This window comes from Actinomadura madurae (assembly GCF_900115095.1).
In the GTDB taxonomy this organism is placed as follows: domain Bacteria; phylum Actinomycetota; class Actinomycetes; order Streptosporangiales; family Streptosporangiaceae; genus Spirillospora; species Spirillospora madurae.
The window spans coordinates 36,958-59,887 of the sequence record NZ_FOVH01000028.1; the positions used below are offsets into that span (position 1 = coordinate 36,958).

At 72.3% G+C, this 22,930-nt stretch carries 21 protein-coding genes; 10 read left to right on the plus strand and 11 right to left on the minus strand.

What is annotated here, in order from left to right:
- The first annotated feature begins 44 nt into the window (after positions 1–44).
- A complete protein-coding gene (locus BM339_RS50465) occupies positions 45–203 on the plus strand; it encodes a hypothetical protein (protein ID WP_161791059.1) in 159 nt (52 codons plus the stop codon).
- Between the two features lie 40 nt (positions 204–243).
- Here the strand turns inward: BM339_RS50465 and BM339_RS44465 are convergent, their stop codons facing one another.
- The 8 genes from BM339_RS44465 to BM339_RS44500 all read right to left on the minus strand — a co-directional run bounded on the left by BM339_RS44465 (position 244) and on the right by BM339_RS44500 (position 8,039).
- Positions 244–1,455: an acetyl-CoA C-acetyltransferase gene (locus tag BM339_RS44465; protein WP_075024756.1), complete on the minus strand. Its 1,212-nt coding sequence runs from the start codon at positions 1,453–1,455 to the stop codon at positions 244–246.
- On the minus strand, positions 1,448–2,122 hold the full coding sequence (locus BM339_RS44470) for a 3-oxoacid CoA-transferase subunit B (protein WP_075024757.1): 675 nt from the start codon (positions 2,120–2,122) through the stop codon (positions 1,448–1,450). The genes BM339_RS44465 and BM339_RS44470 overlap by 8 nt, the downstream gene beginning before the upstream one ends.
- Entirely contained in the window at positions 2,119–2,808 is a 690-nt protein-coding gene (locus BM339_RS44475; protein ID WP_075024758.1) for a 3-oxoacid CoA-transferase subunit A, read from the minus strand. The genes BM339_RS44470 and BM339_RS44475 overlap by 4 nt, the downstream gene beginning before the upstream one ends.
- A 26-nt stretch (positions 2,809–2,834) precedes the next feature.
- Positions 2,835–3,842 carry a cyclase family protein gene (locus BM339_RS44480; protein ID WP_083598531.1) on the minus strand — a complete coding sequence of 336 codons (1,008 nt, stop codon included), beginning with the start codon at positions 3,840–3,842 and terminating at the stop codon, positions 2,835–2,837.
- Complete coding sequence (locus tag BM339_RS44485) at positions 3,839–4,825, minus strand: LLM class flavin-dependent oxidoreductase (protein WP_083598532.1); 987 nt, start codon at positions 4,823–4,825, stop codon at positions 3,839–3,841. The genes BM339_RS44480 and BM339_RS44485 overlap by 4 nt, the downstream gene beginning before the upstream one ends.
- A 12-nt stretch (positions 4,826–4,837) precedes the next feature.
- Entirely contained in the window at positions 4,838–5,935 is a 1,098-nt protein-coding gene (locus BM339_RS44490) for an ABC transporter substrate-binding protein (protein WP_218163925.1), read from the minus strand.
- 84 nt (positions 5,936–6,019) lie between these two features.
- Positions 6,020–7,105 (minus strand): ABC transporter substrate-binding protein, encoded by a 1,086-nt coding sequence (locus tag BM339_RS44495; protein WP_111831718.1) that lies wholly within the window; start codon positions 7,103–7,105, stop codon positions 6,020–6,022.
- Positions 7,106–7,148: 43 nt separating this feature from the next.
- Positions 7,149–8,039, minus strand: coding sequence for a DUF6282 family protein (locus tag BM339_RS44500; protein WP_021595097.1), 891 nt, complete (start codon positions 8,037–8,039; stop codon positions 7,149–7,151).
- 302 nt (positions 8,040–8,341) lie between these two features.
- On the opposite strand from BM339_RS44500, the gene BM339_RS44505 reads away from it, so the two are divergent.
- From BM339_RS44505 to BM339_RS44525, 5 genes are all read left to right on the plus strand, one after another.
- Entirely contained in the window at positions 8,342–9,115 is a 774-nt protein-coding gene (locus BM339_RS44505; protein ID WP_075024761.1) for an IclR family transcriptional regulator, read from the plus strand.
- Positions 9,116–9,137: 22 nt separating this feature from the next.
- The gene (locus tag BM339_RS44510) at positions 9,138–9,938 is read left to right on the plus strand and encodes an ABC transporter ATP-binding protein (RefSeq protein ID WP_021595095.1); all 801 of its coding nucleotides are present in this window, start codon (positions 9,138–9,140) and stop codon (positions 9,936–9,938) included.
- 8 nt (positions 9,939–9,946) lie between these two features.
- A complete protein-coding gene (locus tag BM339_RS44515; protein WP_083598541.1) occupies positions 9,947–10,834 on the plus strand; it encodes an ABC transporter permease in 888 nt (295 codons plus the stop codon).
- 92 nt (positions 10,835–10,926) lie between these two features.
- Positions 10,927–12,159, plus strand: a complete 1,233-nt coding sequence (locus tag BM339_RS44520) for an acetyl-CoA hydrolase/transferase family protein (protein WP_021595093.1) — start codon at positions 10,927–10,929, stop codon at positions 12,157–12,159.
- Positions 12,160–12,166: 7 nt separating this feature from the next.
- Positions 12,167–13,039, plus strand: a complete 873-nt coding sequence (locus BM339_RS44525; RefSeq protein ID WP_075024762.1) for a DMT family transporter — start codon at positions 12,167–12,169, stop codon at positions 13,037–13,039.
- 32 nt (positions 13,040–13,071) lie between these two features.
- Here BM339_RS44525 and BM339_RS44530 read toward each other — a convergent pair whose 3' ends face one another.
- From BM339_RS44530 to BM339_RS44540, 3 genes are all read right to left on the minus strand, one after another.
- Positions 13,072–14,607, minus strand: a complete 1,536-nt coding sequence (locus tag BM339_RS44530) for an APC family permease (protein WP_075024763.1) — start codon at positions 14,605–14,607, stop codon at positions 13,072–13,074.
- Between the two features lie 128 nt (positions 14,608–14,735).
- The gene (locus BM339_RS44535) at positions 14,736–15,989 is read right to left on the minus strand and encodes a cytochrome P450 (RefSeq protein WP_256255838.1); all 1,254 of its coding nucleotides are present in this window, start codon (positions 15,987–15,989) and stop codon (positions 14,736–14,738) included.
- A gap of 10 nt (positions 15,990–15,999) precedes the next feature.
- Positions 16,000–17,358 (minus strand): glutamine synthetase family protein, encoded by a 1,359-nt coding sequence (locus tag BM339_RS44540; protein ID WP_021595089.1) that lies wholly within the window; start codon positions 17,356–17,358, stop codon positions 16,000–16,002.
- A gap of 167 nt (positions 17,359–17,525) precedes the next feature.
- On the opposite strand from BM339_RS44540, the gene BM339_RS44545 reads away from it, so the two are divergent.
- The 4 genes from BM339_RS44545 to BM339_RS44560 all read left to right on the plus strand — a co-directional run bounded on the left by BM339_RS44545 (position 17,526) and on the right by BM339_RS44560 (position 22,912).
- The gene (locus BM339_RS44545; protein ID WP_075024765.1) at positions 17,526–18,332 is read left to right on the plus strand and encodes an acetoacetate decarboxylase family protein; all 807 of its coding nucleotides are present in this window, start codon (positions 17,526–17,528) and stop codon (positions 18,330–18,332) included.
- Positions 18,333–18,449: 117 nt separating this feature from the next.
- Entirely contained in the window at positions 18,450–19,022 is a 573-nt protein-coding gene (locus tag BM339_RS44550; protein ID WP_021595087.1) for a MarR family winged helix-turn-helix transcriptional regulator, read from the plus strand.
- 164 nt (positions 19,023–19,186) lie between these two features.
- Complete coding sequence (locus tag BM339_RS44555; protein WP_075024766.1) at positions 19,187–21,055, plus strand: amidohydrolase; 1,869 nt, start codon at positions 19,187–19,189, stop codon at positions 21,053–21,055.
- Positions 21,056–21,070: 15 nt separating this feature from the next.
- Complete coding sequence (locus tag BM339_RS44560; protein WP_075024767.1) at positions 21,071–22,912, plus strand: amidohydrolase; 1,842 nt, start codon at positions 21,071–21,073, stop codon at positions 22,910–22,912.
- Positions 22,913–22,930 lie beyond the last annotated feature (18 nt).

A 22,930-nucleotide genomic window follows, 5' to 3' on the forward strand; every position in this document is an offset into this window, starting at 1 on the left:
AAGGACGATCGATGACCGGTAGAGATCAGGAAGGGGCGGGATCAGTGACCAGCGACGAAATGGTCGAGCGAGCCGAACGCGTCGCCGAGAACCAGCTCGACGCCGACGAGTACTACGAAGACGTCGAGCGGCGCGCGGTCCTCCTGGTCGAGTCCGAGGCCAAGCGCAGGCGCGCGCCCAAACCCCCCCGGCACGGCAGCTGAGCCCCGTCGGGGCGGGTTCGGGCGGACGGTGCGGCCCGGGTCAGGCCTGGCGTTCGAAGACGGCGGCGAGCCCCTGGCCGCCGCCGATGCACATGGTCTCCAGGCCGTAGCGCGCTTCCCGGCGGTCCATCTCGCGCAGCAGCGTGGCCAGGATCCGCGCCCCGGTGGCGCCGACGGGGTGGCCGAGCGAGATCCCGGAGCCGTTGACGTTGAGCCGGTCGAAGTCGGACTCGGCGAACTTCCACTCGCGGGTGCAGGCGAGCACCTGGGCGGCGAAGGCCTCGTTCAGCTCGACGAGGTCGATGTCCGCCAGGCGCAGGTCGGCGCGGCGCAGGGCGCGTTCGGTCGCGGGCACCGGGCCGATGCCCATCGTGCGGGGCGGCACCCCGGCCACGGCCCACGACACCAGCCGCGCCAGCGGGCGCAGGCCGAGTTCCTCGGCGCGTTCGCGGGTCGTGACCAGGCACGCCGCCGCGCCGTCGTTCTGGCCGCTGGCGTTGCCCGCCGTCACCGTGGCCTCGGCGTCGGCGTTCCGCATCACCGGCCGGAGCGCGGCGAGCCGTTCCAGGGTCGTGTCCGCCCGGGGGTGCTCGTCGCGGTCCACGACGACATCGCCCTTCCTGCCGCGGACGGTGACCGGGACCATCTCGTCGTCGAACCGTCCCGCGTCTGCGGCGGCGACGGCCCGCTGGTGCGACCGGAGGGCCAGCCGGTCCTGCTCCTCGCGCGGGATCGTGTACTCGCGGCGGAGGTTCTCGGCGGTCTCCACCATCCCGCCCGGGACGGGGTGGTTCGCTCCCCCGGCCGTCACGCGCGCGCGGGCGAGCCGGTCGTGGAGCCGCACGTCCGGGCCCTTGGCGCCCCAGCGGACGTCGGTCGAGTAGAACTCGGTCTGGCTCATGCTCTCGACCCCGCCCGCGACCACGACGTCGGCGCCGCCCGTCTGCACCAGCATGGCGGCGCTGATCACCGCCTGCAGCCCGGATCCGCACCGGCGGTCCACCTGGAGGCCCGGCACGCTGACCGGCAGGCCGGCGTCCAGCCCGGCGACACGGCCAATGGCCGGCGCCTCGCCGCTCGGGTTGCAGTGCCCGAGCACCACGTCGTCGACGTCGCCGCCCGGCACGCCGGTGCGGTCGAGCAGCGCGCGGATCACCGTGGCGGCCAGGTCGGCCGCCGGGACCGAGCGGAGCGCTCCCCCGAACCGGCCGACCGGGGTCCGCAGCGGCTCGCAGATCACCGTTTCACGCACAATCTTCTCCTTCAAGGGCGAATGGCACGTCGAGGCGGCGGGCGAGGTCGTCCGCGCCGATGCCGAAGGTCTCCACCAGCCTGACCTCCGGCGGGCCGATGTGGAAGACGGCGTGGCGCGTGTAGACGCGGCTCACGCACGAGCGTCCGGTCAGCGGATAGGTGCAGGCCGGGACGAGCTTCGGGCTGCCGTCCCTGGCGAACAGGTCCATCATCACGTACACGGACTTCGCGCCGATGGCCAGGTCCATCGCGCCGCCCACGGCGGGGATCGCGTCGGGCGCGCCGGTGTGCCAGTTGGCCAGGTCGCCGTTGGCGGCCACCTGGAAGGCGCCCAGGATGCACACGTCGAGGTGCCCGCCGCGCATCATCGCGAAGGAGTCGGCGTGGTGGAAGTACGCGGCGCCGGGCAGCTCGGTGACCGGGATCTTGCCCGCGTTGGTCAGGTCCAGGTCGATGTCGGCGCCGTCGGCCTCGGGACCCATGCCGAGCATGCCGTTCTCGGTGTGCAGGACGATCCCGGCGGCGGGGTCGAGGAACTTCGCGACCGTCGTCGGAAGGCCGATCCCGAGGTTGACGTAGGCGCCGTCCGGGATGTCGCGGGCGACGAGGGCGGCGAGCTCCGTCCGGTCGAGGGGGCCGCGGCCCAGGTGCTCGGCGACCGTCATGCCGGCACCTCGGCGGCCCGCCGCGCGACCACGACGCGGTCCACGTGGATAGAAGGGGTCACGACCGCCTCCGGGTCCAGCGCCCCGACGGGGACGACCTCCTCGACCTCGGCCACGGTGAGCGCGGCGGCCGTGGCCATGACCGGCCCGAAGTTGCGCGCGGTCTTGCGGTAGACGAGGTTGCCCATCCGGTCCGCCCGGTGGGCGCGGATCAGCGCGACATCGCCGCGGATGGGGTGTTCGAGGACGTGCTCGCGGCCGTCGATCATCCGGGTCTCCTTTCCCTCCGCCAGGAGGGTGCCGGCGCCGGTCGGCGTGTAGAACGCGCCGATGCCGGCCCCGGCGGCGCGCATCCGCTCGGCGAGGTTGCCCTGCGGCACCACCTCCAGCTCGATCCGCCCGGCGCGGTACAGCTCATCGAAGACGAACGAGTCGTGCTGCCGGGGGAACGAGCAGATGATCCTGCGGACCTGCCCGGTGGCGAGCAGCCCGGCGAGCCCGGTGGTGCCGTTCCCGGCGTTGTTGCTGACCACCGTCAGGTCGCGGGCGCCGCCGCGCCGGAGCGCGTCGATCAGCGCGACGGGCAGGCCGGCGCGCCCGAACCCGCCGATCAGCACGGTGGAGCCGTCGGCCACCCCGCGGACGGCCGCGTCCGGGTCGGCGGCGATTTCCAGCCGGTCGTTCACCGTCGTCGTTCCTCCTGCCGCGTGCTCTACTTGATCGCCATGGCGTTGGGCGGCGAGCCGACGCCGCCGACGAGGTTCAAGGGCTTGGCGGTGAGCATGAACTCGTAGGTCCGGTCGGCGCGGCAGTCCTCGGCCAGCGCCTCCAGGTTCCACAGCTCGCCGAGAAAGAGGCCGAGCAGCGCGATGAGCGGGCGGTGCATCATCCCGTTGTGGACGACGCCGCGTTCGGGCCGCGGCTCGTCCGGGTCGACCAGGCCCGAGTCCGGGTTGACCGGATGGGCCTCCACGCCCAGGTCGTCCGAGGCGACCATCGCGAAGCGGTGGTCCCAGAGCCACGCGATCATCTCCTTCGACTGGATGAGCCCGGGGTGCCGGATCCTCTTCTTGAAGGCCTGCCGGTCCTCCTCGCCGACCTCGTCCAGCCAGTACGAGGCCCAGCCGACCCGCAGCAGGAGCACGTCGCCCGGCCGGAACTCCACCCCCTGGGCCGCGGCCACCTCGTCCAGGTCCTCCGGGGTGATCATGTAGTTGCCGGCCAGGTCGAGCGGGGTGCCGCGTTCGGCGAAGTGCCGGGCCACGTCGAGCAGGACGCCCCGGGCGACGATCCCGCGCTCCGCGACCGTCTGGATGCCGAGGGCCGGCGTCTCCTCGCCGATCTCCTCGTCGGGCACGCCCCCGTAGAAGCCGTGGCGCGGGTGGCGGATGTGCCGCAGCCCGTCGATCTGGGACGTCGACTGCAGGTAGAACGAGTCCAGCCAGTCGTCCCGGTGGTTCGGGTTGTTGGCGAAGATGTGGTGCACGGTCGCCGGCCTGGTCCCGGCCGGTGCCGGGACGAAGGTGTTCAGCGGGTAGTCGAGGTTGAACACCTCACCGCGGCGGACCAGCCCGACCGCGTCCCTCACCTGCCCCGGGCCGAGGAAGTTGAGCGTGCCGAGCTGGTCGTTCTCGCCGAAGATCCCCCAGGACGAGCCGGGCGGCGCGTCCTGCCGTTCGAGCAGTTCCTTGTAGGTGGGGATGCCGTCCTGTGGACTCATCCGAGCGCTCTCCTCTCCGTCCCCGTTCTCGTTCCGCCGCCCAGTTCGGGCAGCACGGCGGTTCCGACCAGCCGCAGCGTCCGCCCGGCCACCTCGGGCGGCGTCCCGTGCGGCGCGACCCTCAGCTGGACGGACGTGACGCCCGTCGACGCGTACCGCCGGAGCGCCGCCGCGACGTCGGCCGGGGACCCGACCAGCGGGAACTCGGGCGTCGCCGGCCCGTCGGGCCCCATCCACGCGCGCCGGGCGGTGTAGTAGTTCAGGACGGACGCGAAGTACCGGTCCGCCGTCTCCCGCGCCTGCTCCGCGTCCTCGGCCACCAGGCACAGGCGGGTGACCGCCACCTCGCCGCCTGCTCCGCCGCGGGCGTCCCAGTACTCGGCGGCGCGCGCCGCCAGGAGCTCGTCGCCGTAGTTGGTGGCGGCGTAGTAGCCGTCGCCGAGGGTCGCGGCCCGGGTCGCCGCCGCGCGGGTGCGCCCGCCGAGGAACATCGGCGGGCCTCCCGGCCGCGCGGGCGGCGGGGCGACCGGCACAGCGCCGGTCCCGCCGGTCCCGGTCGAGGCCGACCAGGTCTCGCGCAGCGCGGCGACCAGGGAGGCGAACCACTCGCCCGGGCTCCGGCCGTCCGTGCCGCCGCCGAGCCGCTCCGCCAGGTCGGCGTTGCCGAGGGCGAGGCCGAGGGTGAACCGGCCGGCGCAGAGCTGGTCGAGCAGCGCCGCCTCGTAGGCCAGCCGCCGCGGCTCGTACGCGCGGGCCAGCAGCACCGCCGTGCCGAGCGGCAGGTCCGTGCGCCCGGCGAGATGCGCGAGCACGATCAGCGCGGCCGGCAGGTGGAACGGCTCGGGCCGGACGTGGTAGCTCTCGCCCAGCCAGGCCGACGACAGCCCGTTCGCCTCGGCCGTCTCCAGCAGCCGCGCGGCGCGATCGACCTGGGGACGCGTCGCCGCGGCCGAGCCCAGGTCGATCGCCACCCCGAGCCTCATGCGCCCCCCATGTCAGGCCGCCTTCTTCGCGGCGGCGCGGACCTCGTCGTAGGGGAAGGCGTTGATCTTCGCGATCAGGTCGTCGGTGTAGATGTCGGTGGCCGGGAACTCCTTGTCGATCAGCCCGGCGGTGGCCATGAACTTGACGGTGCCGGTGACGGCGGCGGGGTCCATCCGCCCCCAGGGGCCCTTCTCGCCCTCGGCGATGTTCATGCCGTCGAGCCGGACCTTCAGGACCTTGACCTGGCCGGCCAGCAGCTGGTCCTCCGGGACCGAGGACGACCCCTTCGTCTCGGGGTGCAGCTTCCAGAGGTCGCCCACCGCGGCCTCGGGACTGGCCTGCGCGAACACCGCGCCCTTGGCGAACGCCCTGCCAAGCCGGACGAGCAGGTCCTCCTTCTCCTTCAGGTCCTGCTTCTTCACCGCGAAGCCGCCGCCGAACAGGTTCTCGGTGCCGGGCACCGGGAGGGGCTTCAGCTTCACGCCCGCGTTCTCGACGATCTGGTACTGGGTGTCCCAGAGCGCCAGTGCGTCGACCTTGCCGCTCTTGATCGCGTTGAGCTGCTCGGCGCCGGCGCCGATCGGGACGAGTTTGACCGATTCCGGATCGAGGCCCTGCATCTTCATCGCCGTGCGGGCGAACGTCCCGCCGGAGCTGGCCACGGCGGTGACGCCGACGCGCTTGTCCTTGAGGTCGGCGACCGAGGTGATCGGGGAGTCCTGCGGGATCTTGAGGGTGTAGATCCAGCGCGTCCAGTACTGCGCGAAGTACGTCAGATCGGTGTTCCTGGCCTGCCCGATCGCGACGGGTTCCGGCGTCACCAGCCCGACGTCGATCTGGCCGGAGACCACCTGCTGGGCGGCCTGGGTACCGGACGGGAACAGCTGCACGTCGACGTCCAGGTTCTCCTGGGCGAAGAAGCCCCTGGCCTCGGAGACGGCGAGGGTGGCGAACCCGGCGTTCCAGCTCGGCGTGCTGATGCCGAGCCGGATCCGGTCACGGCCGTCGGCCGACTTGCCGCCGGACGAGCCGCCGCATCCGGCGAGCGCGAGCGCGGCCGCGACCAGCGCCGCGATCGGCGCCAGCCGGGCATATCCGTTGGTTTTCACGAGGTCCCCCTAGCTGTGGACTGCTCGGATGGGGTGGGGAGGGAGGCGGGGGGGAACTGCACACCGTTCAGCGGGCGCGACCGTTCACTTCGCGTCCTTCGCCGCCGCGCGGATCTCGGCGAAGGAGAACTTGTTGATCTCGGGGATGAGGTCGTTGGTGAAGATGTCCGTCGCCGGGAAGGTCTTCTTGATCAGCCCGGCCTGCTGCATGAAGGACACCGTGGCGGCGACGTTCTTCTCGTCCATCTCGCCCCAGCGGTCGCGACCGGGCTCGACGCCCTGGCCGTCCATGCGGACCTGGAGTACCTTGACCTGCCCGTCCAGCACGGCGTCCTCGGACGTGGACGCCGGGCCCTTGGCCTCCGGGTGCAGCGTCCACAGGTCGCGGACGGCGGCGCGCGGGTTCGCCTGGGCGAACACCATGGCCTTGGCCATGGCCCGGCCGAAGCGGACCAGGTCGTCCCGCCGCTTCTCGACGACGTCGTCCTTGACCGCGAAGCCGCCGCCGAACAGGCCCTCCGTCGAGGCGACCGGCAGCGGGGTGAGGCCGATGCCGGCGTTGCGCACGATCTGGTACTGGGTGTCCCAGAGGCCGAGCGCGTCGACCTTGCCGGTCTTGATCGCGTTGATCTGCTCCGATCCCCCGCCGATCGGGATGAACTTGACCGTGCCGGCGTCCAGCCCCTCCATCTTCATGGCGGTCCGGACGAACGTGGTGCCCGAGCTCGCCACGGCGGTGACGCCGACGCGCTTGCCGGGCAGATCCCGGATGCCGCGGACGCTCGACCCGGCGGGGACCTGGATATTGGAGATCCACTTGGGGTAGTAGCCGGCGAAGTAGACGAGCCTGGTGCCCTTCTCCCGCCCGATGCCGACCGGTTCCGCGGTCATCAGGCCGATGTCGGTCTGGCCCGCGATGACCTGCTGGGCGACCTGGGTACCGGAGGCGAACGTCGAGATCCGGACGTCCACCTTCTCCGCGGCGAAGTACTTGCGCGCCTCGGCGACGGCCAGCGTCGCGAACCCGGAGTTCCAGGTCGGGGTGGCGATCGCCAGCTTGAGCACGGTCCGGCCGTCGGCCGTGGTCTCCGGCTCGGACGACCCGCACGAGACGGCGGTGGTCGCCGCCAGGATGACCGCGGCCATCCCGGCCAAGGGCTTGAGTCTCATGTCCCGTCCTTCCGTCAGGAGGGGGTGGTGTGGTCGTCGGGGTTCAGTCGTCCAGGCCCAGCAGGTAGGCGGGGTTGACGCAGGTGATCTGCCGCAGGGCCGCCTCGCCGAGCCCGAGGTCGAGCAGCGCCGACCCGACCCGGATGAAGGCGTCGACGGGCAGCGGCCGGTTCGCCTGGCCGAGGTCGGAGGCGAGGACGGTGCGCTCGGGCCCGATCGTCTCGATCCAGGTGAGCAGGGTCTTCGGGTCCCACTTGCGGTAGCCCTCGGGGTCGTACATGCCGACCTCGTGCTCGACGTAGGCCCCGCCGCGCACGAGGTCCAGGCACTGCTCGGGCTCGGCGCCGATGACGAAGTTCGGATGGTTGATGACCATGCGGTTGACCCCGCGGTTCCTGCCCTCCTCGAAGAGCTGGGCGATGGTCTCCGGCGGGAGGTGGCCGCCGCTGAGCATCGTGTCGGTCTCGGCGATGAGGTCGAGGACCTCGTGGACCTCGGGGATGAGGCCGCCGGCGTCGTCGAGGACGTCCACCCGCGCGGACGGGACGTCGACGGTCGCGGTCGGGAACCCGCCGCCCTCCGGATGGCACTCGATGTGCCGTCCGGAGGAGAAGGTCGGGAACCAGACGGCCTTCCCGCCCATGCGCAGGCACATCGCCACGGCGAACGGGTTGATGCCGCCGACCTGGCTGTTGAGCGCGATCCCCCCGAACACCCGCGTCGAGCTCCTGGCGAGCCTGTCGCCCATCGCGAGCAGGTCCATCACCGTGTTGTGGTGGTGCGACTTGACCAGGATCGCCCGCATCTCCAGCCGTTCGCCGTCGGCGGCGGCGTCCGCATGGTCGAAGCGCCGGGGAAACGGGTTCGGCCCCGAATGGCAGTGCAGGTCGATCGCTCCGCGCAACACGGTGGTGATCGCGCTGGGTCCGGGCATCGGCAACCTCCTCGATGTTCGCGATGCACACTAACTGCCCACTTTGTGAACGTCAACGGTCGACCTGCGAATTCGCGTCCGCCCCCGACCGCGCGCCATCTCTTCTCATCCAAGAGGGGCCGAGGCCTCGGTTTCAGCACGCACGCTTGAGCGGAACGCGATCGATCCAGCGACCGGAAGGACGACCTCGCCGCACCCTTGCGTGAGGCAGGTCACTTTGCTACTCTCCGGGCCATACATAATGTGAACATCGAGTGCGGATGTTGACCGAAGCGCCGAGCGCGTGGCCAAGGGGGAAGTGCATGGCGGAGCAGGGCCAGTCCGACATCCAGGCCGTGAGCCGGATGGCCCAGATACTGCGCCTGTTCGGGCCCGACGCGCCGGAGCTGTCGGTGTCGGAGGCGACCGAGCGGCTCCAGCTCAACCGGACCACGGTGCACCGGTATCTGACGTCGATGACCGCGGCCGGCCTGCTCGACCGCGGCAGCCGGCCGGCGAGCTACACCCCGGGCGGGCTGATCGTCCAGCTCGGCGCCTTCGCCATCGGGCAGCGGCGCATCATCCAGCTCGCCCCCGACTACCTGCGGGAGCTGACCGAGCAGACGGGCGTCACGTCCGTGCTGTCGCTGTGGGGGCCGTCCGGCCCGGTGGTGTCGCTCGTCGAGGAGGACGTCGTGCACGGGACGATCGTCACGGTGCGCGTCGGCTCGCAGCTGCCCCTCGTCACCGCGCAGGCCGTCGCGTTCCTCGCCTACCTGCCCGACCAGCTCCAGGTCGACCGGCTGCTGGCGTCCCTGCCGGTGGCCCAGCGCGCCGGGCTGATCGACCGGATCGCCACCACCCGCGAGATCGGGCTGAGCATCTATCCGGCCAACCGCCGCGGCATCAGCGTCATCGCGGCGCCGGTGTTCGCCGACTCGGGGGTCTGCGCCACGATCGCGGCGATCGGCACCGACCGGATGCTGCCCTCGGCCCCCGACGCCCGGGCGCCCCTCGCCGTCCGGGAGACCGCCGTGACCCTGACCAAGGAGATGGGCGGAGCGTGGCCCGTCTCCGACAGCGAACCGAGCGACTAGCCCGAGCGATTAGGACGACAGCATGCCCACCCCATCGCACCCGCCGACCGTCACCGACGTCGCCGTCGAACTCCACAACGTCTCCATGCGCTACCGCGCCAAGCGCGGCCGGACCGTCCTGGCGCTGGACGATGTGAGCCTGTCCGTCCCCGAGGGGCAGTTCGTCTCGATCGTCGGCCCGAGCGGCTGCGGCAAGAGCACCCTGCTCAAGATCGTCATGGGCCTCACCCGGCAGACCGAGGGCGAGGTGTCCTTCGGATCCGCCCGCAGCCACGAGAACCTGCTGGGGATGGTCTTCCAGCAGCCGCTGCTGCTGCCGTGGCGCACCGTCGCGAAGAACATGATGATCTCCCACGACGTCGGGCCCAAGCGGCCCCGCGCCGACCTCGACAAGCGCGTGGCCGACCAGCTGGACATGCTGGGCCTGCGCGACTTCGCCGACCAGTACCCGACCGAGCTGTCCGGCGGCATGCAGCAGCGCGTCGGCATCGGCCGCGCCCTCCTGCACGACCCCCGGATCCTGCTGATGGACGAGCCGTTCGGCGCCCTGGACGCGATGACCCGCGACCAGATGGGCCTCGACCTGCTCGACATCTGGGAGCGGGACCGCAAGACCGTCCTGTTCGTCACCCACAGCATCCCGGAGGCCGTGCTCCTGTCGGACCGGGTCGTCGTCATGACCCCGCGGCCCGGCCGCATCGCCGAGGTCATCGACGTCGGCCTGGCCCGTCCCCGGCGCCTGGAGGACATCAACACACCGGAGTTCGGCGACATCGCCTCCCGCATCCGCATCCTGCTCAACTCCGAGCACAGCGCTCACTAGGGGTGATCATGAAACACGGCAACACGCGGGCGGCCGAACGGGTCCCGTCCGGCACCAAGGCGGACGACGGCGCGATCCGCGCACCCCTGCGCCGCACGGCGGCCGGGCAGGCGCCCCGGCGCCAGGTCCCCGGATTCGTGCTCAGCTGGGGGCTGTTCCTCATCCTCATCGGCCTGTGGCAGTTCGTCGTCCGGGCCTTCGACGTGTCGATCGTGCTCGTGCCGGCCCCGTCCGACGTCGTGCGCTCGCTCATCGACGGCCTGGAGAGCGGCTTCCTGCTGGAGCACATGTGGGTCACGCTGAAGGAGATCCTGATCGGCTTCGGCCTCGCCATCGGCCTGGCGCTGGTGTCGGCGGCGCTGATCACCCAGTTCCGGATCGTCGACAAGGCGTTCCTGCCGATCCTCGTGCTGATCCAGACCATTCCCAAGGTCGCCATGGCGCCGCTGCTGCTGATGTGGTTCGGCATCGGGATGACGTCCAAGGTCCTGACGATCGCGCTGATCGCCTACTTCCCCCTGCTCGTCAACTCCATCCTGGGGCTGCGCTCGGCCGAGCCCGAGCAGATCGAGATGCTGCGGTCGTTCGGCGCCGGCGAGTTCCAGATCCTGCGCCGGCTGCGGCTGCCCTCGGCGCTGCCGCACATCTTCGCGGGGCTCGACGTCGCGGTGATCCTCTCGGTCACCGGCGCCATCGTCGCCGAGTTCGTCGGCGCCACCGCGGGACTCGGCTACACGATCCAGGCCACCAACTTCAACATGGACGTGGCCAGGACGTTCGCCGTGGTGGTGCTGCTGTCGGTCATCGGCATGAGCCTGCACGCGGTCGTCGTCACGGCCAACCGCTGGCTGGTGTTCTGGGCGCCGTCCAGGAAGGAACACGCCCGCGACCTCTGACCTCCCGGACCCCCTCCCCCGCTGGGACTCCCGGCCGGGGTCGATGCGAGCATTGCTCCGTTGGAGCGGCGCGTCGAGCATCGGAGGCATCGATGCGGGTGATCTCGGAGGAGCGCCTCGGCGCCGTCCTGGCGGACCTGCCGGGACGGCCCAGGGTGGTGGCCGGCGGCAACTTCGCCACCCCGCGGCGGATCCTGTCGATCCTGGACGGGGCACTCCCCGAGTACCGGCTCTTCATGCTGAACGCCCAGGGCGACCTGCCGGACCGCGACGGGGTGGTGCTGGAGACCCCGTTCGTCGGAGCCGGGATGCGCGGCCGGAGCAACCTGCGCTACTTCCCGTCGCGGCTGTCCCTGGTCCCGAACCTCCTGCGCGACTCGCTGCCGCCGGAGGTGGTGGTGGTACAGACGTCCGTCCCCTCGGACGGCACGGTCTCGCTCGGCATCGAGGTGAACATCCTGCCCGCCGCCATCGAGGCCGTGCGGGCCCGCGGCGGGCTCGTGGTCGCCCAGCTGAACCCGCGGATGCCCTACACCTACGGGGACGCCGTCCTCACCACCGACGAGATCGACTACGCCGTCGAGAGCGACGAGCCGCTCGCCGTCCCCGCGACGCGCCCGCCCGGCGAGGTCGCGACCGAGATCGGGCGGCGGGTCGCGCGGCTGGTCCCCGAGCACGCGACGCTGCAACTCGGCATCGGCGGCATCCCCGACGCCGTGCTGGCCTCCCTCCTGGACCGGCGCGGCCTCGGGGTGTGGTCGGAGATGTTCAGCGACGGCGTCCTGTCCCTGGAGAAGGCCGGGGCGCTCGACACCGCCACCCCCATCACCGCCTCGTTCGCCTTCGGCACCCGCGAACTCTACGACTGGGCCGACCGCAACGAGCGCGTCCGGATGCTGCGCACGGAGAAGACCAACGACCCCAGCCTGATCGCCCGGCGGCCCCGGCTGATCTCGGTGAACTCCGCCCTCCAGGTCGACCTGTACGCCCAGGCCAACGCCAGCCGGGTCCGCGGCGTCATCTACTCGGGCTTCGGCGGCCAGACCGACTTCGTCGTCGGCGCCCTGCACTCCCCCGGCGGGCACGCGATCATCGCGCTCCCGTCCTGGCATCCCCGCGCCGACGTCTCCACCGTCATCCCGAGGCTGGCCGGGCCGGTCACCTCGTTCCAGCACAGCTACATCGTCAGCGAGCAGGGCACCGCCACCGTCTGGGGACGGGACGCCGCGTCCCAGGCCCAGCAGATCGTGGACGAGGTCGCCCACCCCTCCGCCCGCGACGGCCTCCGCGAGGAAGGCCGCCGGCTGGGCTTCCCCCTCCGGTGACGTCCCGGTGAACGGCCTGGCCCTCTCGCTCGTCCTCGTCGCGGCCGTGGTGCACGCGATCTGGAACTTCTCCGCGAAGCGGGTCGGACGGGGCGGAGCGGAGTTCGTCTTCCTCTACTACACCGTCTCGGCCCTCGTGTTCGCGCCGGCGGCGGCGGTCTTCCTGATGGCCGAGCCGCAGCGTCCTCAATGGACGTGGCTGCTCGCCGCGCTGGTCACCGCGGCCCTGCACGTGGCGTACGGGGTCGTGCTGCAGCGCGGGTACGCCACCGGCGACCTGTCGGTGGTGTACCCGCTGGCCAGGGGCACCGGGCCGCTGCTGTCGGTGCTGGTCGCGGTCCTCTTCCTCGGTGAGCGCCCCGGCCGGCCCGGCCTGGTCGGCGCGCTGCTGGTGATCGCCGGTGTGCTGGTGGTCAGCACCGGCGCGCCCGCGGCGGACGACGCCTCGCCCGCCCGGCGCCGCGCGGGTGTCTTCTACGGCGTGCTGACCGGGTTCACGATCGCGGGCTACACGCTCTGGGACGCGCACTCCGTCACGACCCTGGCGGTCCCGCCGCTGGTCTACTTCGGCTCCGGGGCGCTCGCCCAGAGCCTGCTCCTCGCGCCGTACGCGCTGCGCAACCGGGCGCGGACCACCGGGCTGTGGCGGGACCACCGCCGCCAGGTGCTGACCATCGGCCTGCTGTCGCCGGTGGCCTACCTGCTCGTGCTCTTCGCGCTCCAGATCGCGCCGGTCAGCCTGGTCGCCCCCGCACGGGAGCTGAGCATCGTGCTCGGCGGGCTGGCCGCATGGCGCGTGCTGGGCGAGACCAACGCCGTCCGGCGCCTGGCGGGCTCCCTGGTGGTGCTCGCCGGGATCGCCGCCATCGCGATGGCCTGACCCGCCGCCCGCACGGCGGCGGGCCACCGCCGTCAGGTCACCAGGTCGGCCATCGCCGCGGTGTGCCTGCCGCGCCGCAGCGTCCCGACCGCCACCCCGGCCGCGAAGACGGCGAACGGCAGGGCGACCAGGAACCACCCCAGCGCCGACAGCCCCCACGACTGGGTCGCGGGGTCGACGCCCTCGGCCGCGGTCCCGGCCAGCAGGCCGAAGCGGGACACCAGGAGGTACATCCCGAGGGCTAGGCCGGCGATGGCGGCGACGGGCGCGACCAGGGTGCTCCACAGCCGCCCGGCGCCGTCCCGCCGGAAGTAGGCGATCACGGCGATGGACACGAGGATCTCCACCAGCACGATGGCGAGCACCGCCAAGGCGCTGAACCAGGTGAACAGATGCACCACCGGATCGCGGCCGGTGACCCGGAACAGGACGATGACGACCAGCGACGTCGCCGCGACCGCGGCGGTGCCGACCACCGGCGCGCCGCGCCCGTTGACCCGGCCGAGGGCGGCGGGCAGCACCCCGGCGCGCGCCATCGAGAAGACGTAGCGCGCCGCGCTGTTCTGGAACGCGAGCAGGCCCGCGAAGAGGCTGGACAGGACCAGCCAGCTCATCGTCGTCGCCAGCCAGCCGCCGACGTACTCCTCCGCGACCGAGAACAGGACGGCCGCGGGGTTGGCCAGCGGGGTCCCGTCCACGGACGAGATCTGGGCGGTGCGGTCCCCGACCGCGTCGCTGCCGAGGCCGCTGACCACCGCCCAGGAGGTAACCGCGAACAGCAGCGCGATCAGGGAGACGGCGATGTAGGTGGCGCGGGGCACGCTGCGCTTGGGGTCGCGGGTCTCCTCGCCGTAGATGGCGGTCGCCTCGAAGCCGATGTACGACGCGAAGGCGAAGGTGAGCGCGATGCCCGCCGAGCCCGCGAAGCCGCCGGCGAAGACGTTGCCCGGCGAGAACGACGCTCCCGGCGCCAGGCCGTCCGGCCCTCCGCCCTGGAGGAGGACGGCCACCGCGACGGTCGCGAGCGACAGCACCTCAAGGATCATCAGCAGGCCCAGGACCTTGGCTCCGATATCCACGCTGAGCGCGGACAGGCCGAGCACCAGGGCCCAGGCGATGAGCGCCCACACCCACCAGGCCAGCGTGATGCCGAACTCGGCGTCCATCTGGCCGGCCATGACGGCGCCGAAGAACCCGAAGACCGCGAGCTGGACCGCCACGTAGGCGAGCAGGGAGACGAAGGCCGAGCCCACCCCGGGGACGACGCCGAGCCCTCGTCCGACGTAGGCGAAGAAGGCGCCCGTGTTGGTCACCCGGTGGCTCATCGCCGAGTACCCGACGCTGAAGACCAGCAGGACGATGCCCGCGGCGAGGTAGGCGCCGGGAACTCCCGCGCCGTTGCCGAGGACGATCGCGATGGGGACGGCGCCGGTCATGCCGACCAGCGGGGCGGCCGCGGCGACGACGAAGAAGACGATGCCCGCGACACCGAGCCTGTTGCGTGCGAGGCGGCTCTCGCTCTCGCCCGCCGGGGTGTGCCGCAGCCCCGTCCCGCCCTGATCGGTCATGCCTCTCACTGTCCTTTCCGCCGGCCGCGCACGGCCGTTCGCGCTCCAAAGGCCATATGGGCCCAAATGATTTAGAGGAAGGATCGCCCGTCCGCGGCGGGGACCCGCCCGCCGCCCGCGCCGGGCGGTCAGGCGAGGGTGACGGTGACCGGCATCTCCTTGACGCCGTTGACGAAGTTGGAGCGCACCCGGCGGACCTCCCCCGCCGGCCGGATGTCGGCCAGTCTCGGAAGCAGCTCCTCGAACATGATGCGCATCTCCAGGCGCGCCAGGGCGTTGCCCAGGCAGAAGTGCGGACTGCCCTTGCCGAAGGTGACGTGGTCGTTGGGGCTGCGCGTGACGTCGAAGCGGTAGGGGTCGGCGAAGACGTCCTCGTCGCGGTTGCCGGAGGCGAACCACAGCACGACCTTGTCGCCCTCCCTGATCCGCTTCCCGCGCATCTCCACGTCGCGGGTGGCGGTGCGGCGGAAGTGGTAGACGGGCGAGGCCCAGCGCAGGAACTCCTCGACCGCGGTGGGCATCAGGTCGAGGTCCTCGCGCAGCCGCTCGGCCTCGGCCGGGTTCTCGATGAGCGCCCGCATGGAGTGGGTGATCGCGTGCCGCGTCGTCTCGTTGCCGGCCACCACGAGCAGCAGGAAGTAGTTGTCGAAGTCGCGGTCCGACAGCGGCTCGCCGTCGCCCGGAACCTGGTTGACCAGCCTGCTGACCAGGTCGGTGCCGGTGCCGCCGCGCCGGCGGCCGCCGAGCTCCCGGCCGTACTCGAAGACCTCCAGCGCGGCGGGGCTGCGGAAGGGCAGGTCGCGGTAGCGCTCGCTCTCCTCGCTGTGCAGCAGGACGTCGGCGTAGTCGGGGTCGGTGTTGGCGATGATCCGGTTGCCCCAGTCGATGAGCCGCCGGGTGTCGCCGTCCGGGACGTCCAGCATCCGGGCCAGCACGTTGATCGGGAAGTCGGCGGCGATCTCGCCGACGAAGTCGAAGGTGCCCTTCGGCAGCGCGGCGTCCAGCGTGCGGGCGGTCAGGCCGCGCAGGAACGTGGCGTACCCCGCGACCGCGCGGGGGGTGAACTCGCGCTGGAGCAGGCGCCGCAGCGCCATGTGCCGCGGCCCGTCGGTCTCCAGCATGGAGCGGCGGATGGCCGCCTGGCGCTCGTCGACCTCCTCCAGGTTCACGAACCGGGTGGAGGTGAAGGTGGCCGCGTCGCGGTCCACCGCCACGATGTCGGCGTGGCGGGTGACGGACCAGAAGCCGCTGCCGCCGTCGGTCTCGGGGTTCCAGTGCACGGGCTCGGTGCGGCGCAGCTCGTCGAACATCCGCCAGGGCGTCCGCCCGTCCAGGAAGTTGTCGACGTCGGCGAGGTCCACCGGGAGGGTGTCGGTTGGCAAGGCTGTCTCCTCACAGATGCCGGGCGTACTCGCGCAGCTCCCAGTCGGTGACGTGCCGCTGGAACCGGGCGATCTCGTCCCGCTTGTAGGCCAGATAGGAGCCGACGAACCGGTCGCCGAGCACGCCGGCGAGGTCCGCGTCGCCGGCCAGGGCGTCCAGCGCGGCCGTCAGGTCGCCGGGCAGCCGGGCCGCCTTGGCGGTGTCGTAGCCGTAGCCCTCCAGCGGCGGCGGCGCGGTCAGCTTGTCGCGGATGCCGAGGTAGGCGGCGGCCAGCAGGGCCGCGATGCCGAGGTAGGGGTTGGCGCCGGCGTCGCCGAGCCGCACCTCCAGGCGGGTCGCGCCGCCGCGTTCGGGAGGGACGCGGACCATGGCGCTGCGGTTGTCCAGCCCCCAGTCGATCAGCCAGGGAGCGAGCGTGTCGGGGCCGAAGCGCTTGTAGGAGTTGACCGTCGGGTTGAAGACCGCGGCGAGGGCGGGCGCGTGCGCGATGACGCCGGCGATCGCCTGGTGCGCGAGCGGGGACAGCCCGTCGGGACCGGCGTCCGGCCCGTCGAAGAGGTTGTGGCCGGTCTCGTCCGTGCAGGACAGGTGCACGTGGAATCCCGAGCCGCCGTCGTCGTTGAACGGCTTGGCCATGAACGTGGCCATCCGTCCCTCCGCGCGGGCGATCTCCTTGACGGCCGACTTCAGCCGGAAGGCCCGGTCGGCGGCGTCGAGCGCCTCGGAGTGGTCGAGGTTGATCTCGAACTGGCCGCTGGAGAACTCGTGGTTGCCCATCGTCACGCCGAGCCCGAGATCGCGCAGGTTCCGCAGCGCGCCCAGCAGATGCCCGCCGGGGTCGCTCCCCCGCCCCACGGTGTACACGTTGCCGGGGCCCCCGCCGTAGCGGCGCCACCCGGCGGGCGAGGCGGGGTCGGGCTCGCACAGGTAGTACTCCAGCTCGGGCCCGACGACGGGGACCAGCCCGAGTTCGGCGAGCCGGCCGATGGCGCGCCGCAGGACCTCGCGCGGCCCCTCGGCGCACGGTTCGGCGCCGTCCGGCTCGTAGGCCTCGCCCAGGCACTGCGCCACCCCGGGCTCCCACGGGATCGCGGCCAGCGTGGACAGGTCGGGCCGGACGCAGATGTCGGGTAGGCCCGCGTCGAGGCCCCCGGCGATGTCGACGACGTCGCCCTGGGGGCTGGTGTGGAAGACCGCGCGGCAGAAGGCCAGCCCGTGCTCCATGACGGACGGCAGCCGGTCGACGACGACGTCGCGGCCGCGGTCGACGCCGATCAGGTCCGGGTAGGAGACCCGGACGACGTCGATGCCGTCGGCCGTCAGCCGCTGCACCACGTCGTGGACGTCCGCGGAGTGCTGTCCGGGCACTGGGGCTCCCCTCGGGACGGCGGAACTTCGTTTGGGAGCAAACAATATGGTCGGCGTCCTGGTCTGACAAGGGTTAGCCGCGACTTGGGCAAACATTCGCCCGCGGGATGACAAAGCCGTCCGGACTCACATATCGTACGGACCCAAACGATCTGAGGGAGGGTGCCATGGCACCGGTGCGAGGCTTCCTGCATCCGAGGACGGCGACCGGCCGCTCGTCCCTGATCCCCGACCCGCCCTGGCACTACTCGGGCGACCTGCTCACCGTGGAGTACCGGACCGACCCGGCGCGCGTCGCGGAGCTGCTCCCCGACCCCCTCGAACCCGCCGCCGAGGACCCCGGGGCGGTCGCGATCATCTGGGCCGACTGGCAGTCCTGCTCGGAGTCGGCGGAGGAACTCCTGGACCCGGTGCGCGCCCAGTACAAGGAGTGCTTCGTCGTGGTGCGCTGCTCCTTCCAGGGGCGCACCTACAGCCGGTGCGTCTACATCTGGGTCGACAAGGACTTCGCCATCGCGCGGGGGCTCCACCAGGGTTATCCGAAGAAGCTCGGCTCGATCCACCAGACCCGTCCCCACCCGTACGGGCGGGCGGCGCCGCGCATCGGGGCGGGCGCCCGCTTCGGCGCGACCCTGGCCGCCGCGGACCGGCGGCTGGCCGAGGCCGTGGTCACCCTGCGCGAACCGTCCACCGGCAACGGGTTCGTCAACGGCCACCCGATGGCCCATCACCGGTACCTGCCGTCGGTCGAGCCGGGCGGCCCGCCGGCGCTCGACGAGCTGATCGAGTCGGGCGGCGCCGGATTCGAGGGCGGGCCCGCCTGGTCGGGCGAGGCGGAGCTGCGGCTGTTCGGCTCGCCGGCCGAGGAGCTGGCCAGGCTGGAGGTCGGCGAGGTGATCGGCGCGTACTACCGCCAGGTCGGCGTCGTGTGGAACGGCGGCAGGCGCCTCTGGGGCGGCACCGGCGGTCGATGACGCGCATCACGGCGGCCGTACGGGCGCGAACGATGGTGGCGGCGGTAGATTCGAGTTCGCCCCACCCGCCGGGGCCGGGGCTCCGCGCCCGGCGCCGGGGCCCGCGAGAGGACGCACGTGACCGGTCACCACACACTGCGCGAGACCGAGCAGGCCATCCAGCGGCGGCTCGGCGACGTTCCCCTGCGCCACGACGCGATGATGGCGGTCTCCAACATCTACCGGGCCGCCGCCGCGGTCCGGCAGCACTTCGAGAGCTCCGTGCTGCGCTCGGCCGACCTCACCTGGACGTCGTTCGTCGTGCTCTGGGTGGTGTGGATCTGGGAGGAGATGGAGACCCGGCACGTCGCGGAGGAGGCCGGCATCTCCAAGGGCACCCTCACCGGGGTGGTCAAGACGCTTGAGGGGCGCGGGCTGATGGAGCGCGGCCCGCACGACACCGACGGCCGCCTCGTCGTCCTCCGGCTCACCGACAAGGGCCGCGACCTGATGGACCACCTGTTCCCGCAGTTCAACGCCGAGGAGGCGTTCGTCGTCGAGGGGCTCGACCAGTCCCAGAACGCGTCGCTGGCGCACCTGCTCGGCACGATCGTCGAGCATCTGGAGAGCGAGGGCGAAGCCCGCCGCGCCGGTCTGCGCGATGGCGCCCCCCTGCCGCCCCGGCGCTCCGGCCGCCGTGCACGCACCTGACCCTCCCCGCAGGTCTGGACGACCCCGCCTCCTCGTTCGAGGCGGGGTCTTCGCGTTCCGGGTCGGTGACTCTTCTCCGCCGCCCTTGACAGATTGTTTGAGCCCGAACATTCTACATACCGTTTGGGACCGAACATCTTCGGGGCCGTGGGAGAGGAGCGTTCATGGAGCACAGCCCGCTGAGCCGTCGAGGACTGCTGCGGGGAGGAGCCGGCCTGGCCGTCGGTGCCGCGGCTCAGCCCCTGACCCACGCGAACGCCTGGGCTCAGAACACCGGCCGGCCGACGGCGGCGGCCGATCTGGTGCTGCACAACGGCCAGGTACTGACCATGGATCGCGGGTTCCGCATCGTGTCCGCGCTGGCGATCAGGGCGGGCCGGATCGTCCACACCGGCGACGACCGCTCGGTGCGCCGCCTCGTCGGGCGCCGGACGCAGGTCCTGAACCTGCGCGGACGCACGGTGCTGCCCGGCATCAACGACTCCCACCTGCACGGTCTGCGCACGGGACTGGCCCTGCCGCCGTACACCGTCGATGTCGGCGTCGGCTCCATCGCCGACGCGGCCCAAGCGGTCGCCGAGGCCGTGCGGGAGGCGGACCCGGGCGCCTGGATCCGCGGCAAGGGATGGAACGAGGACGCGTTCGCCGAAGGCCGTCCGCCCACCCGCCGGGACCTGGACCCGGTCTCACCCGACCACCCGGTCGTCCTGCTCGACTGGTCGAACCATGTGCTGTGGGTGAACGGCAAGGCCCTCGAACTGGCCGGGATCGACCGCGACACCCCGGACCCGAGCGGCGGCGTCGTGGTGCGCGACTCCTCGGGCGAACCGACCGGTCTCCTCCGCGAGACGGCCATGGACCTGGTGAACAGGCACGTTCCGCCCTACACCGACGAGGAGCAGGCCGATGCGATCGATACCGCCGTCGCCCTGCTGCTGAGCCATGGAATCACCAGCTTCACCGAGCCGGGCATCGGCACCTCCGCCCAGCGGATCTACGCGGACAAGGCCCGCCGCGGCGCGCTGGGCATCCGGGTCACGGCCCTGCTCAGCAGGCCGGACGACACGTACCCGACCTCTGCCGGGCACGTGCGCGAACTCCTCGCCGCCCACCGTCCTCCGGACGATGTGGACCCCCGGTTCTTCGCCGTCACCGGCGTGAAGCTACGGGCGGACGGCGTCCCCATCGCCAGCCGCACCGCGTGGATGCGCGAGCCCTACACGGGCGGAGGCCGGGGCGGCCTGGTGACCGACGGCGCGACCGACCGGGAGAAGGTCGACGAGCTCACGGCCATGATCGGGCTGGTTCACCAGGCCGGAATGCAGGTGGGGACGCACGCCACGGGCGACGCCGCGATCGACGCGGTCGCCGCGGCGTACGCGCGGGCGCTCGGGCGGCGGCCGCGCGTCCACCCGCGGCACTACGTCATCCACGGCGACTTCACCTGGCCTGAGACGCTGCGCGTCCTGGCGGAGAACCACTGCGGCATCAGTCTCAACCCGAACATCAAGCACCTGATCGCCGACGGCCAGCCGGACATCGTGGGAGCCGGGCGGGCGGCCTACCAGACGCCCTATCGTTCCGCGCTGGAGGCGGGCCTGACGGTGACGAGCGCGTCCGACTCGCCGAACGTCGCGCCGGACTGGCGGCAAGGGCTGGAGACGATGCTCCTGCGCGAGGGCAGGTCGGGCGAGGTGTCCGGCCCGGATCAGGTCATCGGCATGCGGGACGCGCTGCGCACCTACACCACCGCCGGCGCGTGGCAGGACCACGCGGACCGCTGGAAGGGCACGCTGTCCCGCGGAATGGCCGCCGACCTGTGCGTCCTCGAAGGCACCCTGCTCGACCGGCACGGACGGCCGGCATCCGACGCGCACGACATCACCGGCATCCCGGTCGCGCTCACCGTGGTGGACGGCGACATCGCCTACGACGCCGGGAACCCGTCCCATCGCACCGCCGCCCGGCATGGTCAGGCCGTGAGCTGGGCGCGGCGCCCCGACCCCCGCCAGGTATGTGCCCACTGCTCGTGAAAGGAAGGCCCTGACATGGGGAACAGACTCGGACGACGCCGGTTCCTGCAGGGGTCCGCCGCCGCCGCGGCCGGCCTCGCCCTCACCGAGGCGGCGGCCCCCGGGGCCGCCGCGGACACCGGGAGGGGCGGGCCCGCCGACCTGATCATCCACAACGGCACGGTCCTGGTCCTGGACGGGCGCTTCCGCACCGCCGGCGCGGTGGCGATTCGCGACGGCGTCGTGATCGGCGTCGGACGCGACGGGGACATGCGCCGCTTCGCGGGCCGGCGCACGCAGACCCTCGACGCGAACGGCGGCACGGTGCTGCCCGGCATCAACGACTCCCACCTGCATCTCGGCGGCTTCGGGCTCGACTACCCGCCGTTCACCATCGACGTCGACACCGCGACGATCGAGGAGCTGGTCGCCGCCGTGCGCACCGCGGCGTCCGACGCGGCCCCCGGCGCCTGGATCCGCGGGCAGGGGTGGAACGACAACCGGCTGCCCCGGCCGCCGCGCAGGACCGACCTCGACCCCGTCTCCGGCGACCATCCGGTGATCCTCAGGGACTTCTCCGCCCACGCGGTGGCGGTCAACTCCGTCGTGCTGAGGATGGCCGGCATCACCCGCGACACCCGGCCGCCGACCGGCGGGGTGATCGAGAAGGACTCCGACGGCGAGCCCACGGGCGTCCTGCGCGAGACGGCGCGGGACCTCATCGCCCCGCACGTCCCGCCGTTCACCGACGACGAGGTCTCGCGAGCCCTCGACCGCTCGATCGAGGTGCTCCACGGCCTCGGCATCACCAGCGTCACCGATCCGGGGATCGACCTCGGCCGGCTCGCCCTGTACCGGGAGAGGGCACGGGCGGGGACCCTCGGCCTCCGGCTCAACGTGCTGCTGTCCGCGGGCACGTCGCCGGACACGCTGCGCGATGTGCTCGCCGCCTACGAGCCCCTGCGGGACGTGGACCCCCGGGTGCTGCGCGTCGCCGGAGTCAAGATCTTCGGTGACGGCATCCCGACCGCGGCCCGGACCGCGTGGCTGCACGAGCCGTATCTCGACGGCAGCAACGGCAGCCTCATGACGGAGGGAGACACGGCCGCCGAGCAGGTGGCGAGCCTGCACGAGCTGGTCCGGATCGCTCACGACGCGGGACTCCAGGTCGGGACGCACGCGACGGGGGACGCCACGATCGACGCGGTGGTGGCGGGCTACCTCGCGGCGATGCGGCGGAACCGGCACCGCCGCGACCTGCGGCACTACGTCATCCACGGCGACCTGACACCCCGCGCGACACTGCGGACGATGGCGCGCCATGACATCGGCGTGAACATGAACGCGACGATCAAGTACCTGCTCGGCCGGACGCTCGATCCCGTGCTCGGACCGGAGCGGACGGACTACCAGTGGCCGTACCGCAGCGCCCTCGACCTGGGCGTGCGGGTGAGCAGCGCCTCGGACGCGTCGGTGACCTTCCCGAGCTGGCTCCAGGGGGTGCAGTCCGCCCTCCTGCGCGAAGGGAAGTTCGGCGGGGTCGCGGGTGAGGCAGAGCGCATCACGCTGGAGGAGGCCCTGGCGACCTACACCCGGACGCCCGCCTGGCAGGACCACGCCGAACGTTGGAAGGGGACGCTGCGGCCCGGAAACGTGGCCGACGTCTGCGTCGTCGACGCCGAACTGATGGACGCCGACCCGCACAAGCTGGTCGACCTGCCCATCGCCGCCACCGTCCTCGGCGGCAGTGTGGTCTACGACGGCAAGGCCGGCACCCGGACGAAGAAGATCGTGAAAGCCGGAATGTCCCGCGAACGGCACGACCACCGTGTCGCCGCCCTGCAGGGCGGCAGGTGCTGCTGCGACCTCGCCGTCTGAGGCCGTGGCCCAGAGGGC